The organism is Paenibacillus sp. UASWS1643, assembly GCF_008693195.1.
Taxonomy (GTDB): domain Bacteria; phylum Bacillota; class Bacilli; order Paenibacillales; family Paenibacillaceae; genus Paenibacillus; species Paenibacillus amylolyticus_B.
Genome location: NZ_VXKZ01000098.1, coordinates 1 through 15,082 on the forward strand (window position 1 = coordinate 1; position 15,082 = coordinate 15,082).

The window sequence follows — 15,082 nt, forward strand, 5'->3', positions numbered from 1 at the left end:
ACACGCGTACCGGTAGATCTGTATTACTCGACGAACCAGCGAAGTTTTATTCGTATTGGTTCAGCAGAGGATCAAGTCAAGCGGTTTGTCATTCTCAATGATCGGTTACGTCAAGTACCTTCGGAACAGCTACGAGATACGGCGACCTACAAATATAATCGCTATGGCGAAATTCATCCAGGAATGATGAGTGAACGGACGTATCAGGAATATTACCGGGATAAATTTACGAAAATGAAAACCCCTGTAGGTGGATACAGTCTGCTGCTGATGCCTGAGCAATTACGTACGTTTATCGGACCCAAAACGAATATTCCGACGAACGCAAGTGCGGATGTACTTCGTGCAAATGCTGCCATTCAGCAGTGGTATGGAGAGTATAGTCTGCCCGCCGAGCCTTACGTGGTTCAAGCCGGAACGAATCTGGCCGAATATGGGCGCACCCATGGTGGGTTGGATGCGAAGTCACCGATCTTCCTGAAAAATGGTTATATTGTTGTGAACTTTAACTTGGAGTCGATCCAGGAAGGGAATCTGGGGGCTCCGCATCTGCAATATATCCATGCACCGCTAATGAACCAATGGTTGCTGGAAGGATTCCAGCGTCAAGTCGAAGATAGCTACGGCAACTCGTTCACTTTAAGGGACGGAGACGTGGTGTTCTACCATGCTGATCGTTCCAGCCGAGATGATTTCAGTGCACAGGTGCCACATTAAGCGAGAATATACAGTTAAAATAAGCCCCAAATAGGCTGAACGTTTAGAACACAATAGGTTGAAATAAGCAAGAAATAGAGTCCGGCATCGGACAGATGGAGAACGCGATGAGTAGAATACAAGTAACCCCGGAGCGTTTGTTTGAAGCCTCACGAGAGGTTGAACGGACTCGCGCGCAAATGGGAGATACACGAGAGGAACTCGTTCGATTGATCCGCTGGATGGAATCGATGTGGTCCGGGATGGTACGAGAACGGTTTTTAGAACGATTTGAAGAAACCCAGCCCCGCATGATCGAAACGCTGGAGCATTTGACCTACATCGCGAAGGAACTCCGAGACATTAGTGTCCGTTTTCAGCAGGCAGATGAGATGAGCGGGGCAGCAGTGGCAGGTGCCGTAGCTACGTTGTCTATCGGGCTGAAAGCAGCGAATAGTCCTAGTGATAAAGGATATCGAATGGTGTACAATTCTCAGTGGCATATGTGGCTACCGGTTAATGAGAAGGGCGTGACAGATCAGGCAGCCCTTCAGGCGTTTGAAAAGGATAAGGGTAATTTAGATATTAGTACCTTGAATCAGGGCTCTGGTCCTGTCGAACCACTAGATCAGGATTTGATCCAATTACAGATTGAAGCTTTCGAGTTGGGTGTTAATCCCTTTACAGGAGAGCCGGTCACGGAATCCTATGCCAAACTGATGATTGCATCGCTAAAATGGAGTCAAATTGTAGCCGGAATCGGGCTGGTCACTGGAAGTCTATCTGGAGGGAAAGGTCCATACAAAGGACGCGGGACCAATCCGGCAATCGCCAAGGTGAAACAGACCATTAAGGATGCAAAGGTGAAGAGAGAGAAGTCGAGCAATGACGCTAACGGAACGAGTAAAGGACTTAAAATACCACAAGGATTAACGCAAAAACAATTTGATAAAGTTTCAGCGATGATTCGGAAAAAAGTTGGACATTTGAGTGATGATATCGTTGTTCAAGGCAGTAGAGCAAAAGGAACAGCTAAAGCTACCTCAGATATTGATTTTGCGATACGTGTCTCACCAGAGAAATTTAACGAATTAATTAAGGATTCATTTAGTAAAATAAAAGCTCCAAATCCAGGTTCTGCTAAAGAAAAAACAATGTTACATGCTATTGAAACGGGTAAAATTCAATCTGGCGAAGCAAAGTTGAGTAAATTTAGGGAACTACTGCAACAGGAGTTAGGTATAGATGTGGATATTTCTATAATTAAAATAGGTGGACCGTTTGATAATCCTCCATTTACCCCAATTAAATGATGAGAGGTGCTTTTAGTGGAATATCAATATGATTTGTTTACAAAAATATTTTTAGATACAGATTTGGAGAAAACATCAGTTGTAGAAACAGTATCATTAATGGTTAAGGGCTCTACTGCAGGTTCAAGGATTGTGACTGAACAAGCTGAAATATTTATATTTAATAATGGGGATTTTGATGAAGAGAGAAGAAATAGGGGGAGTGATGAGTTTCTATATTATAAATATTATCTTGATATAGAGCCAATTGAGGATGTCGAAGAAACGCTCTATATCAAAGAAATTTCGAAAATTCTCACAAAATTGTGGGACTCAGGATACAAAGCAGTTGCCTCATGTGACTTTGAAGAGGAGCTCCCAAGAAAAGGCGGTTATAATTTTGAAGAACGTTAAGATGTAGAGTTATTCCCTGAATAAGCATTTCTAAATATGTGATCCTGTATTACCTGTAAACTATCCCTGAGTCATGAGCAAGCTGCAGAGCAAAATAGCGGCGCGGGGAGTGTATCTCCCTAAGAGCGGTTTGAAATGCACGCCTTGCTTTCTCACCAATTGAATGTGTTGAATTTGAATGAACAAGCCGGTCCAATTGTGGGCTGACTTGTTCATTTTGAGTCAAAGGTACTATGAGGGATTTAGTTAAGCCATGGCATTGGATTTACCCACCCAATCCTGTACAATGAATAACGACAAAAACAAAGGTAGATTAAGGATGGATTAGCACGATGAGAATTATCATATCACCAGCTAAAAAGATGAAGATCGACACCGATCTGATGGCTATCGCGCAGATGCCGCATTTTATAAACGAATCAGAACAGCTATTGAGTTTGCTTCAAAAGTTATCCTATGACGAGCTCAAAGCGATGTGGAAGTGTAACGATGCAATCGCTGAACAGAACGTGGAGCGGATTCGGAATATGAATATAAAAGCAAATCTTACACCGGCCATCTATGCCTACGAGGGTATTCAGTATCAATATATGGCGGCGGGCGTTTTTCAACATGAGGAACTGGCGTATCTTCAGCAGCATTTACGCATATTATCCGGTTTTTATGGCATTTTACGGCCTTTGGATGGCGTTACGCCGTATCGGTTGGAGATGCAGGGTAAGCTGCAAGGTCCAGGTTTCAAATCGCTCTATCAATTCTGGGGCAGCAAGTTGGCGGATCAGCTTCAATCTGAAAGCAATTGTATTCTGAATTTGGCTTCCAAAGAGTATAGCAAGAACATCACGCCTTTCCTGAAAGAGGAAACCCAGATGATCACTTGTGTATTCGGACAAATGGTCGATGGAAAACTTGTTGAAAAGGCAACCCGGGCCAAGATGGCCAGAGGTGAGATGGTACGATACATGGCTGAGCGGAAGATTACAGATGTGGAGGATATCAAGAGCTTTGACCGGTTAGGTTTTGTTTTTTCAGAAGAGAAGTCGGAAGAGAGTACTTATGTATTTATATATTCAGAGGGACAGTAGCCTGTTGTACAATGGTTTATAAATTTTGGTTCGTATAGAGTTACACATTGGTAAATGCCATCAAATAATTTGATGGCTCTTTTTTTTGTAAGACTAAGGCAGTCTTGTTCGGAATATGTTTGTATCTACAGAGGTCTACAGGAAGTGACGCCGAATATCCTTGAAACCTAATATGAATTTACAAAGTATATATAAAGAAGGATATAATTAGTTGCTATTTATAAATTTGTACTCGGTTACATCCAAAGAGGGGAGGACGAATATGCCATTTATTGGGGGAATCATTTTAATCTTGATCCTAGCATTTATTCTATGGGCATTAATGATCCCGCTATTCAATAAAATAGGTAGTAGAATTCTGAAGAAATATAATAAATTCAAACAAGAGGAGAATGTTGATGAAAAATTCAAAGACGTTTAGAACAGGGGCGATCACGGTTGCATTGGTTATTATCGTGGGAGTATTACTGGTGACCTTCTTTGTCACACGAATTCCTAACGGATATGTTGGGGTTGTATATTCACCCAATGGAGGCGTAAAAGATAGCACACTGAGTCAAGGGTGGAAACTGGTTGGAGCGTTCGATAAAGTAACCAAATATCCGATCCGAATTCAAACGGTGGAATACAGAGATATTCAAATTGCTACATCTGACGGAAAAAACATCACAATCGATTTTGCTTACAACTACCAAGTAGAACCAAGTAAAGTATCTTCTATATTCAATACATTTGGGCCAATTAGCATTCAAGAAATTGAGGATACATATCTCAAAACACGTTTCCGTGACGCAGCTCGTAAAGGTATTTCCAAGTTTACAGTCATTGATGTGTATGGTGAAAAGTCATCTGAAGCAGGCGTGGACGTGCAACAACGTTTCTCTGATGACGTTAAAGAGTTAGGTTTTATTGTATCCAACGTTACTGTAGGTGTTCCTCAACCTGACGCCAAGACTCAGGAAGCCATCGATAAACGTGTCGAAGCATCTCAAGAACTGGAACGTAAAACGACTGAACTGGAGATCGCCAAGAAAGAAGCAGAACGCAAGCGCGTGGAAGCACAAGGTAATGCAGACAAACTATTGATCGAAGCAGAGGGTCAAGCTAAAGCCAATAAAGAGCTTCAACAATCCTTATCGAGCCAACTCGTTGAATATGAAACCATCAAGAAATGGGATGGAGCCCTTCCATATGTGAGTGGATCAAATACGCCAATGATTCAATTACCGACTACAAAAACAGAGCAAAATAGCGGCGCAGGGAGCGTATCTCCCTAATTAGCGGTTGAAAATGCACGCCTTGCTTTCTCAACAAATTAATGTGTTGAAATTCGAATGAACAAGCCGGTCCAATCGTGGGCTGGCTTGTTTATTTTTGATGCATTTCAGAGGTACGACATGAGGCACTGGATTTATTTACTTTAAAGTTTCGATTCAAGAGTAGTGCGAACGTGGCATTGTTGGGTACAAGTTCAGGCTTATTGTGGCAAAAAGAGACTCGGCATTGCCTTGGCCATTTTGCTCAGGTACTGCTCTTAGGATAACGTCACAATGAGAAAAGACGCAGCGATACATATCCCTGCGCCTAATCAAGCTAACGTAATTGTTAGCAGAAGAATGAGCTGTCATATCATATTGGGGGGCGATCCGATTCGTATCCAAAGATGATGAACTTGTAGGCTTACTTCTCGTATTCCTCAGGATAGAACCAGGATAGCCAATTCCTCCAATATTCAGATTACATTCTTCCTGTTAACGAACATTAATCCAAGCGGTCCACTGTGTTGGAATGTTAATAGAATAGACCGTACCTACAAATTGTCCACCTGTTGTATTAGGGGATTCATAAACCCAAGAATGGGCAAAAGCATCTATGACACGATCACCGTCCAGATCAATAGCTTAAGACCAGTTATTAGTCATTGTATTGCCGGCGAGTTTGCCGTAGTGACTGCTGTCATAACCGATCTGGAACGTAATACACTGAATCCAAGCACCACCGTGATCATTGGTCGTGGAGAGCGGGTTATTATTGAAGCCGTAAATTTCTTGACCGCCATTAGGAGATACGACACCGTATACATTAATGTGAGATACGTTCGGAGCAGGCCCAAACAGAACTGGACCACCCGTATCTTTAGACTTCTGCGCTTCAAATTCAGCCTTAGCCGCTTTTACAGCTTCACGGAATTCTTTGGAATTAATAATCTCTTCCTTTGTCAACGGTTTGGCTTGAGTCACATCACCATCTGCATAGGCAGCCATATTAAACGAAAGTACAAGAACAAGAATAATAGCTAAACCAACCAATTTTTTCATAGCAATAAATTCCACCTTTCTTGTTATGGGTATTCTTTTACAAAAACATGCGGTTACGACAAATAGACCTGCTTGCAACTTAAAGCATCTTGCCCTCCTCTCTTTTTAAGATGGTTCTTCCCCTTTTTTCTTTACTGAAAAAGAAATTAAGGAGGTAGAACTCTACAGGCTAGAAAACTCTATGAAGTAGGAATGTATATGTAAAATGAATGCCTGCCAATGATTATGTGTTGCAGACAAAATGGGAAATTCATGTATAGGCATTAATATCTTAACTACTGGTAGGTTCTTATACCCATCTTGAAAATATAAGATTCAAAATAAAATTGTAATATATTCCATTTATACAAACATATAGTACAACCGATCTCTAGTTAAAGTCAAGTTTATTCATTAGTTCTATGAATTGTTAAAGCGTGTTGCTCGTCGCAGTAAAGATGCTACAGTATTCTGTATTCGTCAAATAAAAGAACCCTCAGGAACATGTATACACCTACATAGAGATCGTATGGGCTGAAGAACGGATATAAATCATTCTGAGCGTGGATTCATGCAGTGAAATCAGGAGGTTAGGCGGATGTATTGTACTAGTACTTCTGCTAACATAGGTTAATCATATATCAGATGAGCGGTGAAAACGGATGAGTACAATTAAGGTGACTCCTGAGCAACTACATCATGTATCCAATCAGGTGGATCAGGCCAGACAACAGTTGGAGCATATTCGCAGTGAACTGACGAGACAGATCATGTTCGTTCAGATGATGTGGATGGGGGCGACGAAGGAGCGATTCTACTATGAGTTTGAACAGTCGCGCCCTATATTGGATAAAGCACTGGAGAGTATGGTGGGAATCTCCAAGGAACTCAAGGAGATCGCTACGCGATTTGAGAATGTCGATGCTGAAAAGGTGAGTCTTGGAAGTGCTGTTGGCGCAGTGGGTGTGGGAGCAATGATGAAGACCTTGGGTAATGATGCGGGTACGGAGGATAAAGGCTACCGGATGGCGCAAGTCAATGTGTATGGGAAGCTGATGTGGATGCCTGTGAACGAGAATGGTGTTACGGATCAGGCAGCCCTTCAGGCATATAAGAAGGATCAGGGGCATTTGGATATCAATCGGATGCAAGCTACGGATGCTGAAGCGCCTGGGGAAGATATTTATGCGATGCAGATCAAAGCCTTTGAAAATGGAATTCATCCCTTCACAGGCGAGCCTGTATCCGATAAGTATGCTCAGATGATGTTGACTTCTCTGAAGTTCAGTCAGCTATTTATGGCATTTCAGATGGTTCGCGGGAGTATGCCGGGTGGCAAAGGGCCGTTTCGCGTACCTTCTTCTCATCCAGCTGTGGCGAAGATTAAAAAGAATATGGAAGCGGCTGAAGCGAGGAAAGCGAATGAGCAGAAGAAGGGTTCTGAGGGCAAGGGGCAAGCAACTAAGAAAGTAATAAGTGAACATGTAAGTGATGCTGAGAAATTGCAAAGGCCATATGCTCACCTAGTAAACGTTGATGGATTTAAGAGAGGTAGCAGACCTGGAGTATCAGGTGGTCATAATATGGACAAATTTAATGAGGCCTTACAAGAAGACGCAAATAAGTATGGGCTGAGTGTTAAAAAGGATTATTTTATAGGTGAACCCAAGAAGCACAATGTCGAGGGGATCTACGAGGTGGAGTATCAAATTCCGTCCTTGAAACGAAGTGAATCAGATAAAAGTATTTTTGAACCGATAACGGACTCAAATGGAAATGTGCTTGGGAAGAGAGTGAATGATCCCAAAACAGTATATGATCCTAATATAATTTCTAATGAAAAAATGTATAATTGGGGAAAAGCAGCATTAGAGCCACAGATACAGGCTGGAAACGTGAAAAACGGGATAGTTAAAGGAGAACTAAATGGGCTGAAATTTGTGGGGTTCGTAGATGAAAAAGGGAACATAAAGAACTTTTATCCTGCTTTTTAATTAATATCGGAGGAGAGATATGATGTACAAAATTTTGACAACAAAAGCTGAAATAGATAGATTAGTCGAATCTTATTTCTGGATTATTGATTTTCCGAGAGCTTTAACATACTTCGGAGATCATGAGAGACATGGTTATGGTTCAGGTCCACTGGAGGTACAATTTTCATCCTATCATATGCCAGAAGAGGAAGAGTATATTGGTGATCAGAAAGTGTGTTTTATTGGAGAGCCTCCAGCATACGATGAAGATGTAATGGCAGTGATGGAGCATGATGAATTTTATAACTATTTGATGATTTACAGTGAGAAGTACGTGGAGGAGCACCCAGAAGCTAAACAGGATATTTATAATTTATTAGATATGGTAAAAAAAAGATTGGGTTTACATTCTTAACTCACTGATTGTGAATCATAAATCATTTGGAGGAACAACGAAAGTTCGTTTATCTTATACGTCCATAGTATTCATAGTCCAAGTACTGGCTGTTGTACAGTTGGGAAGATATGCAAGCACTAAAAACGTTACCGTATGACCCCGATTGGTGTTATAAAAAATCCGAAAGCTCTTCCCACCTGAATGTTGTGAGGAACGAGCTTTTTTGTATGCAGAAAATAAACCAAAGAAGGTGAGAGGACAGCAAATAGAGGTGCTGAATGAATTATTGTAGGCTATATTGATATGATTACATCCGCCTATACGTTGTATTAAAAGGATTGGAGATACGAACATGATTAAATATAGGTATATAATGGAATATAAAGAAGATTTCAACGAAGTTATCGTGGACCTAGGCATAGATTCATCATTAAAGAATGGTTATCTGATTAGTAATTCTTTGGGATCGGATATATTTGGAGATTTCGTCGCGATAGAGGAAGAAATCGGAAACTTAATCGAAGTACTGAAAGGGAAAATAACGTTATACGAAGGTGGAGGGAATGTGAACTTAATAAAATCTGATAAGTCTTTTACAACTTTTGAAGATATCTTTGCAGAAGAAGATGAAGAGGACAGTACATGTGAAATTGAGACGTTAGAATATATAAAGATACTATTGATATGGGCAAAAGAGAACTTTCAATATAAAAGCCAGCGAGGCGTTATATTGAAAGAAGAAGCGGAATTAGCATTAGATTGGATAAACAAAAAATATATTGAAATCTGTGAGATTGAGAGTCAATAATCGCAAAAGATCGTTGACCATGCTCATCGTTTATTAGATACGTTTAATATTGAGTTTCAAGATTCTTTCTGTCTTGTTGTTTTCAAAATTCCAGAAAAGTAGTAAAAGGTCAGGGTGACTAAATGTGATGCCCAGTAGAAAACTACAAATATATTTCTAGACTAGAGACAATGAATTCTAAAATTAATGATAAGTCCGGTATAAAACTGATAAAGGAAACTACAGAAGTCAGACAGAATATTAATCAATTAATTTTGCAAAGAGACGATATAACAAATGTTATTAAAACTATAAGTGTGGAAATTGAAAAATTGAAAAAAATGATTATAGCTCGACAAATAATAACACTTATTCCAGTTGAAATTTGTCCAGTTTGCTTGCAAAAAACAAACATTCTTCCTCCCAACAATGGTCAGTGTAGTTATTGTTCCAATGAAGTTGATAGTGACGATCTTGAAAGAATATCACAGTATAAGAGAATGTTAGAAGAATCATTGTTTGAGGCTAATAAAGTAAGAGAAGAACTTTCAATACAAATAAAAGAAACAGAGAATATAAAAAAAATCAATGATAAAAAAATAGAAAAGCTCAAAGAAAAATTTTTAAAAGAGCAACAGCAAAATAGTTCTCCAGCTGAAACTATTATTAACTCTATAAAAGAACGTGTAGAAAGCTTGACTAAAAATGAACAAATGCTTGAAGTCCATCTTAGTTATCTAAAAGCAATTGATGAGCTTAAGAATCAAAAAACAAGCTTGAACTTGAAATAAATACATTAAGAGATGAGTTAGATCAATTAGAGAAGAGTGTTTTTTACTCAGAGGAAGACAAATTAGAAAACTGGAGAGAATTTTTTTCTGAAGAGTTAAACTACATTTTTGGACATGACATGAAAGCAACATTAGACTCAGAGTATACACCATTTCTCGATAATATCAACATAAGAAATATTTCTTCTGCAAGTTTGAAAGTGGCCACTCGACTTACTTATATAACATCATTGTTCCATTTAATGGACCATATAGATATTAACCACTTAGGGTTTATTCTGTTGGATTCACCTAAAGATAAGGATTTGGATACAGATAAGTATAAAAGATTTCTTGAAATCATTGAGAAAAATCACAATGGTCAAGTTATATTAACTGGAAGTATATTGGAAAAAGATCTTTATAATGAAGATCATGTAATTATGACTTTAATGCCTGATCGAAAATTGTTACAATAATATAGTTTATTCTAAGAAAGAAATAGCATAATTGGATGCTAAAATTGATTAACTGGTAAATAAAAGTGAAAAATGTGGTTAGTAGTATAGTGTTATTATACTACTACTTCGTATTTCACAGAGAAACAAAGTCACTAAAAATTTATGTTAGTTACGATTTAATTCTTTTATCTCAGATAAGCTTGAGGGATATGAGTCACAGCCTCTTATGAATTCAATTTAAAAAGATCAACGGAATTCTTCCATGCTATACTTATACTTTTGTCACTTCAATAAAACGCTCTCAAGTATTTTTTTTTGAATTGGTTATTTGATTTTGATTATTCGGATACGAATTTTTTGAAAAACTCAAAGTGAATCAACCTAAAGGATAGGGCTTCTTTACACTGGTCCGATTTAAAAGATAATCTGTGCTAGTCTGATGATAATCAGCAAGCTTAATCAATATAGCGGTAGGAATGTCCAACTCGCCACGTTCATAGTTGCTATAAACACGTTGGCTACAGCCAAGATAGGTGGCCATTTGTGTTTGGGATAAGTCTTTGTCTTCACGCAAATTACGTATACGAGCGTACATTATCATCACCTCACCAATATCATACTTTAGCGTGCTATCCGCTATTGATTTTTAGCGTAAAATCCGCTAAAGTATAGTGAGAATAGTTGGTAAAAAGACTAGGTGGGGATAACATGTCAAACCTGATCGAGGATTTGTTTCACGGGAACCTGCGGTTGGACGAGTCAATTCATCCTGAGCAAACTGAGTATCAAGAAATCAATCGCCAGATATCGGACCTGATGCAGGATTACAAAACACAGCTTACCGATAACGAATACGATGCTCTGGAGAAACTGATCGACTTGATCGGACAGTCCACATCGATGTATGTGGAAGCAGCGTTTGAGCAAGGTTTTCGCACAGGCGGCAGACTGATGATTGAGGTTTTAGCCAAGCCGTGAGTATCTATCTACCTTATAAGCCAGTAGACAATACAAAGTAATTCAAAAATCCCCTTCTCCATTACCACTGATCAGGCTGCCATGGGGGAGGGGATTTTGCTTTTAAATTATTCCTTTATCTCAATAACTACCACTTACCTCGCACCAATATTCGTACCCGATGGCGTACCTGACCCAATCAGATCACTGCCATTCGCAAGCTTGAGGAAATTACCCAAAACAGGCGTTCCGTCCGCGCTACGTGTTACCGAAGGCACGAGGGAGACAAAGTCGGCTGCGCTGGCGAGCAGGCCTTTGTCGTTGACGCTTTTTTTGTTCTTCCACCAGACGTTAGTGCTGCTGACGTCGGTTCCACTTGTTTTGTCGCTGGCGCCGCCTTGGAAGGACAGGTTGTTGGTGAAGATGTGGGTACCTTTGTCAAAGGCAAAGTTGCTTTGTCCATTGTTCCAGGAAGTGTTGTTTTTCATCTGGATCGAACCTGGATTGCTGTTGTAGGTGAAGCCGTGCTTTTTATTATTAAAAGCAATATTGTTCTCAACGATATGATTCACCGCAATCTTCTCGCCGCCAAGCTTGAAGCCGTTGCCGTCGCTGTTGGAGGTAGAAGTGCCGTCTGCGGTTGCACCGTTAGCGTAGGCAATACTGTTGCGGATCGTGACCGAGCCGATGGCGCCTGTGTCCGTTTTGCTATACAGATCCCAGCCATCGTCCACGTTACAGGCGGCAATACATCCATCGAAGACGTTGCCCGGGCCTACAGTTAGTTTTGCCGCAAAACCGTCTGCATCCTCGCCGTCATCCGGATCATAGTTGTTGTGGGAATACGAACGAATCACTTCATTATAAGCAGGCCATTCACTCTTGGCGGCCGTGGACGCATAACGTCCCATTTGAATACCCGTATCCCGGTTGTGATGGGCCTCGATCTGCTCCAAGCGGTTGTAACTGCCTCCGATGAAGATGCCGTTGTCGCCCGCACCCTTCACCTCAAGCCCTTTGACGAACCAGTAGTCTCCGAACATTTGCAGCCCGCGGTTGGTGGAAGCGAAGGCTTGGGCCGAGAAATCAAAGACTGGTTTTTCCGATCCATACGCCACCAGATTTTTACGTTGTGAGGAGGTGCCGCTGTTACCACGTTCAATGGTAATGGTCTGCGAGAAGCTGTAGGTTCCGCCGCGTAGATAGATCGTTTTACCCGGAGCGATCTGGGTCAATGCGTTAGCCAGCGACGTTGGACTATTTATGGTTCCCGGATTACTGGCTGAGCCGTTAGGGGAGACATAGAGATCACCCGCAGCAAGTGTCACACTTGAGGTAGCCACGGCTTCTGATGGATTATTCTGCAAACTGCTCTCGATTACATCCGCCGCGCTAACTGATCCACCACCAATCAATAAAAGAGGAAATGCGGCACTCAGACAGATCTGGGCCATTTTTGATTTGAGGGAGCGCTCCTTCAGGGAATGTACAGATCGTGCAGATACATGAGTAGATGTGGATGGGAATAATTTCATTAATAGACCTCCTTGGTTAATGGAAAATAGAATGCGGAGCTGTTGCGGTATGCCAGACAGATGCATCAATGATGTAGCTCATTGCGATGGGATGATACTCTCTGTACAGCATAGTTTTATGGTAAATGTTGTAAACGTTATCTTCAATAATCATTTGATCAGATGGGTCTAGATACAGGCAGGTTAGGCGTAGTCGCTCCCAGTGCCTGGGGTTTCACAGGTTACGTGTAATCCTGACATTGGCTGGTAGCCCTGATTTAACGATGAATCATCTGAAATGAACCTAGAGATGCACGCGTTTACAACCCCCAAGGCACGAGACTCACCCTCAATCCACCCAAATGAACTTCGCATTTTCAAAAAAGACCAACGTATTCAATAGGGGACATAAACATAATCCGTGCCCTCTATCGAAATGATGGGACAATCAACGCATAACAAAAAGCCCCATAGCGGCTGCCAGAGGCAACGAGACTATTGGGGCGATGTTCGAAGTGGCATTATCTGATCATTGTAGGCACTGTCCTTCATGGCATGGCTCATCGAATCAAGCGATGTGCTCCATTAAACCAACGCTGGGACTTATCGTCCGAACAATCTCATGCATTATAAGCGATGCATAGAAGAGAGTTCTACAACGCTGCCCACTTTAATATCCGTCCGTCTCACGACTGCGCTTCTTCGCTTGCTCGACACTTGGTTCATGTTTCGGTTGGACTGTCGCACTATCATCGGTAGGCACTGAGGCCAGTCCTTCCGCCACACGACGACCGTAATCGGCATCCGCTTGGGTAAAATGAGAGATCATGCGCTCCCGGATATCCGGTTTGCATTGGGCCAGAGCATCGACCATGTTGCTGATCAGCTCATCCCGCTCCCAATCCTCGAACGCCCGGTACGTATCCCCGGCTTGTCCAAAATCATTCGTACGTTCGATCTTCTCACGCACTAGCCTGCCTTCCACCAACGGTTCATGTTCCGGGCCGCGCGGTGTAGCTTCTTTTAACCCACCAAGGGAGGAAGGCTCGTAGTTCACATGCGGATTCTGACCCGGTGCACGATCCACCTGATATTGCATCTGCCCGCCGCTCTGATTGGTCGCAACACGGTTCTTTGGCGCATTCACAGGCAGTTGCAGGTAGTTCGCACCGACCCGATGACGCTGGGTATCCGAATAGGAGAAGGTGCGTCCTTGCAGCAGCTTGTCATCCGAGAAATCCAGCCCATCCACTAGGACACCTGTTCCAAATGCCGCTTGCTCCACTTCATTGAAATAATCTTCGGGATTACGGTTCAACGTCATTTTGCCAACGGGTAGAAAAGGGAACTGCTCCTGCGGCCACAACTTGGTTGGGTCCAGCGGGTCAAAGTCCAGCTCCGGATGCTCGCCATCTTCCATCACCTGAACGCACAGCTCCCATTCGGGATAATCGCCTTGTTCAATGGCATGATACAGATCCAGCGTGGCATGGTTGAAATTCTGCCCCTGAATCTCGCTCGCATCTTTTTGCAGCAGGTTACGTATGCCTTGATTCAGCGGTTCCCAGTGGTATTTGATGAGCACACCCGTGCCTTCCTCATTGACCCATTTGTATGTATTGACACCTGACCCTTGCATCTGACGGTAATTGGCCGGAATACCCCAAGGGGAGAAGAGGAACGTCACCATGTGGGTCGCTTCAGGACTGAGCGAGACAAAATCGAAAAACCGCTCCATATCCTGTGCATTGGTCAACGGGTCTGGCTTGAAGGCATGTACCATGTCCGGGAATTTGAGCGGATCACGAATGAAAAAGATTTTCAGGTTGTTACCGACGAGATCCCAGTTGCCATCTTCGGTATAAAATTTCACCGCAAAGCCGCGCGGGTCACGCAGCGTCTCGGGAGAATGCCCACCATGAATCACCGTTGAGAATCGAACGAATACGGGGGTTTCTTTTCCTTTTTCCTGAAACAGACGTGCACGTGTGTACTTCGATACCGGCTCATCACCAGCTGTTCCATACGCTTCAAATACGCCATGAGCGCCAGCGCCGCGGGCATGAACCACCCGTTCCGGAATACGTTCACGGTCGAAGTGAGTGATCTTTTCAAGAAAATGATAGTTCTCCAGTGTTGTCGGTCCACGGCTGCCAACAGTTCGTACGTTCTGATTGTCCGTGATGGGGTGACCCTGTCGGTCTGTTAAAGTCTCGCTTGATTGGTCTGAGGAATGCTCGGATTGTGAAGAATGGTTATCCATAGAGTGGAACGCCACCTTTCCTTAAGTTGGATTCCTGTATATATTTTCCCTGTGGGCAGGTTCTATACATCATGGCAACCAACGAACATCTAAGCGACCTTTAGAAAAACCTATCCAACTGCCCTTCGAGCTCCCTCGTAAAAAAAGCTTGTCACCCGCCTCGCTGCGTGAGA

The 15,082-nt window shown here is 42.2% G+C and carries 15 protein-coding genes and 1 pseudogene; 12 read left to right on the plus strand and 4 right to left on the minus strand.

All coding sequences use genetic code 11. The features are described from left to right. The 6 genes and pseudogenes from FE296_RS06280 to FE296_RS06300 all read left to right on the plus strand — a co-directional run. Positions 1-717, plus strand: a pseudogene (locus tag FE296_RS06280) (DUF5704 domain-containing protein); the annotation flags it as partial. A 107-nt stretch (positions 718-824) separates the two neighbouring features. After that, positions 825-2,009, plus strand: a complete 1,185-nt coding sequence (locus FE296_RS06285) for a WXG100 family type VII secretion target (RefSeq protein WP_223868790.1) — start codon at positions 825-827, stop codon at positions 2,007-2,009. A gap of 15 nt (positions 2,010-2,024) precedes the next feature. Beyond that, a complete protein-coding gene (locus FE296_RS06290; RefSeq protein WP_223868791.1) occupies positions 2,025-2,402 on the plus strand; it encodes a 1,4-dihydroxy-6-naphthoate synthase in 378 nt (125 codons plus the stop codon). Between the two features lie 332 nt (positions 2,403-2,734). Next, the gene (yaaA, locus tag FE296_RS06295) at positions 2,735-3,487 is read left to right on the plus strand and encodes a peroxide stress protein YaaA (protein WP_150364533.1); all 753 of its coding nucleotides are present in this window, start codon (positions 2,735-2,737) and stop codon (positions 3,485-3,487) included. Positions 3,488-3,749: 262 nt separating this feature from the next. After that, positions 3,750-3,908, plus strand: a complete 159-nt coding sequence (locus FE296_RS32660) for a hypothetical protein (protein WP_190945054.1) — start codon at positions 3,750-3,752, stop codon at positions 3,906-3,908. Then, entirely contained in the window at positions 3,886-4,764 is an 879-nt protein-coding gene (locus FE296_RS06300) for a prohibitin family protein (protein ID WP_150364534.1), read from the plus strand. Before FE296_RS32660 ends, FE296_RS06300 begins: the two co-directional genes overlap by 23 nt. Positions 4,765-5,388: 624 nt before the next feature. On the opposite strand, the gene FE296_RS06305 is transcribed toward FE296_RS06300, so the two are convergent. Further along, a complete protein-coding gene (locus tag FE296_RS06305; RefSeq protein WP_223868792.1) occupies positions 5,389-5,805 on the minus strand; it encodes a DUF4879 domain-containing protein in 417 nt (138 codons plus the stop codon). Between the two features lie 641 nt (positions 5,806-6,446). Here FE296_RS06305 and FE296_RS06310 point away from each other — a divergent pair. The 5 genes from FE296_RS06310 to FE296_RS06330 all read left to right on the plus strand — a co-directional run bounded on the left by FE296_RS06310 (position 6,447) and on the right by FE296_RS06330 (position 10,193). Continuing rightward, a complete protein-coding gene (locus FE296_RS06310; RefSeq protein WP_150364535.1) occupies positions 6,447-7,778 on the plus strand; it encodes a WXG100 family type VII secretion target in 1,332 nt (443 codons plus the stop codon). Positions 7,779-7,800: 22 nt separating this feature from the next. Beyond that, positions 7,801-8,175 (plus strand): ribonuclease toxin immunity protein CdiI, encoded by a 375-nt coding sequence (cdiI, locus tag FE296_RS06315; protein ID WP_190945055.1) that lies wholly within the window; start codon positions 7,801-7,803, stop codon positions 8,173-8,175. Positions 8,176-8,530: 355 nt separating this feature from the next. Beyond that, positions 8,531-8,965 (plus strand): hypothetical protein, encoded by a 435-nt coding sequence (locus FE296_RS06320; protein ID WP_223868793.1) that lies wholly within the window; start codon positions 8,531-8,533, stop codon positions 8,963-8,965. Between the two features lie 170 nt (positions 8,966-9,135). Then, positions 9,136-9,735 carry a hypothetical protein gene (locus FE296_RS06325; protein ID WP_150364538.1) on the plus strand — a complete coding sequence of 200 codons (600 nt, stop codon included), beginning with the start codon at positions 9,136-9,138 and terminating at the stop codon, positions 9,733-9,735. A 119-nt stretch (positions 9,736-9,854) separates the two neighbouring features. Further along, positions 9,855-10,193, plus strand: a complete 339-nt coding sequence (locus tag FE296_RS06330) for a hypothetical protein (protein WP_150364539.1) — start codon at positions 9,855-9,857, stop codon at positions 10,191-10,193. Between the two features lie 358 nt (positions 10,194-10,551). Here the strand turns inward: FE296_RS06330 and FE296_RS06335 are convergent, their stop codons facing one another. Beyond that, complete coding sequence (locus tag FE296_RS06335) at positions 10,552-10,776, minus strand: helix-turn-helix domain-containing protein (RefSeq protein WP_317889402.1); 225 nt, start codon at positions 10,774-10,776, stop codon at positions 10,552-10,554. A gap of 107 nt (positions 10,777-10,883) precedes the next feature. On the opposite strand from FE296_RS06335, the gene FE296_RS06340 reads away from it, so the two are divergent. Then, complete coding sequence (locus FE296_RS06340) at positions 10,884-11,153, plus strand: DUF6809 family protein (RefSeq protein WP_150364540.1); 270 nt, start codon at positions 10,884-10,886, stop codon at positions 11,151-11,153. Positions 11,154-11,287: 134 nt separating this feature from the next. Here the strand turns inward: FE296_RS06340 and FE296_RS06345 are convergent, their stop codons facing one another. Beyond that, positions 11,288-12,667: a right-handed parallel beta-helix repeat-containing protein gene (locus FE296_RS06345; RefSeq protein WP_150364541.1), complete on the minus strand. Its 1,380-nt coding sequence runs from the start codon at positions 12,665-12,667 to the stop codon at positions 11,288-11,290. A gap of 649 nt (positions 12,668-13,316) precedes the next feature. Further along, positions 13,317-14,909, minus strand: coding sequence for a catalase (locus FE296_RS06350; protein WP_150364542.1), 1,593 nt, complete (start codon positions 14,907-14,909; stop codon positions 13,317-13,319). Between the last annotated feature and the right edge of the window lie 173 nt (positions 14,910-15,082).

What these genes read in the sequence shown, in the direction of transcription:
- yaaA (WP_150364533.1), top strand. Translation starts at nt 2,735, where the DNA reads ATGAGAATTATCATATCACCAGCTAAAAAGATGAAGATCGACACCGAT.
- FE296_RS06350 (WP_150364542.1), bottom strand. Translation starts at nt 14,909, where the DNA reads ATGGATAACCATTCTTCACAATCCGAGCATTCCTCAGACCAATCAAGC.
- FE296_RS06300 (WP_150364534.1), top strand. Translation starts at nt 3,886, where the DNA reads ATGAAAAATTCAAAGACGTTTAGAACAGGGGCGATCACGGTTGCATTG.
- cdiI (WP_190945055.1), top strand. Translation starts at nt 7,801, where the DNA reads ATGTACAAAATTTTGACAACAAAAGCTGAAATAGATAGATTAGTCGAA.
- FE296_RS06345 (WP_150364541.1), bottom strand. Translation starts at nt 12,667, where the DNA reads ATGAAATTATTCCCATCCACATCTACTCATGTATCTGCACGATCTGTA.
- FE296_RS06330 (WP_150364539.1), top strand. Translation starts at nt 9,855, where the DNA reads ATGAAAGCAACATTAGACTCAGAGTATACACCATTTCTCGATAATATC.
- FE296_RS06305 (WP_223868792.1), bottom strand. Translation starts at nt 5,805, where the DNA reads ATGAAAAAATTGGTTGGTTTAGCTATTATTCTTGTTCTTGTACTTTCG.
- FE296_RS06340 (WP_150364540.1), top strand. Translation starts at nt 10,884, where the DNA reads ATGTCAAACCTGATCGAGGATTTGTTTCACGGGAACCTGCGGTTGGAC.
- FE296_RS06325 (WP_150364538.1), top strand. Translation starts at nt 9,136, where the DNA reads ATGAATTCTAAAATTAATGATAAGTCCGGTATAAAACTGATAAAGGAA.
- FE296_RS06320 (WP_223868793.1), top strand. Translation starts at nt 8,531, where the DNA reads ATGGAATATAAAGAAGATTTCAACGAAGTTATCGTGGACCTAGGCATA.
- FE296_RS06335 (WP_317889402.1), bottom strand. Translation starts at nt 10,776, where the DNA reads ATGATAATGTACGCTCGTATACGTAATTTGCGTGAAGACAAAGACTTA.
- FE296_RS32660 (WP_190945054.1), top strand. Translation starts at nt 3,750, where the DNA reads ATGCCATTTATTGGGGGAATCATTTTAATCTTGATCCTAGCATTTATT.
- FE296_RS06310 (WP_150364535.1), top strand. Translation starts at nt 6,447, where the DNA reads ATGAGTACAATTAAGGTGACTCCTGAGCAACTACATCATGTATCCAAT.
- FE296_RS06285 (WP_223868790.1), top strand. Translation starts at nt 825, where the DNA reads ATGAGTAGAATACAAGTAACCCCGGAGCGTTTGTTTGAAGCCTCACGA.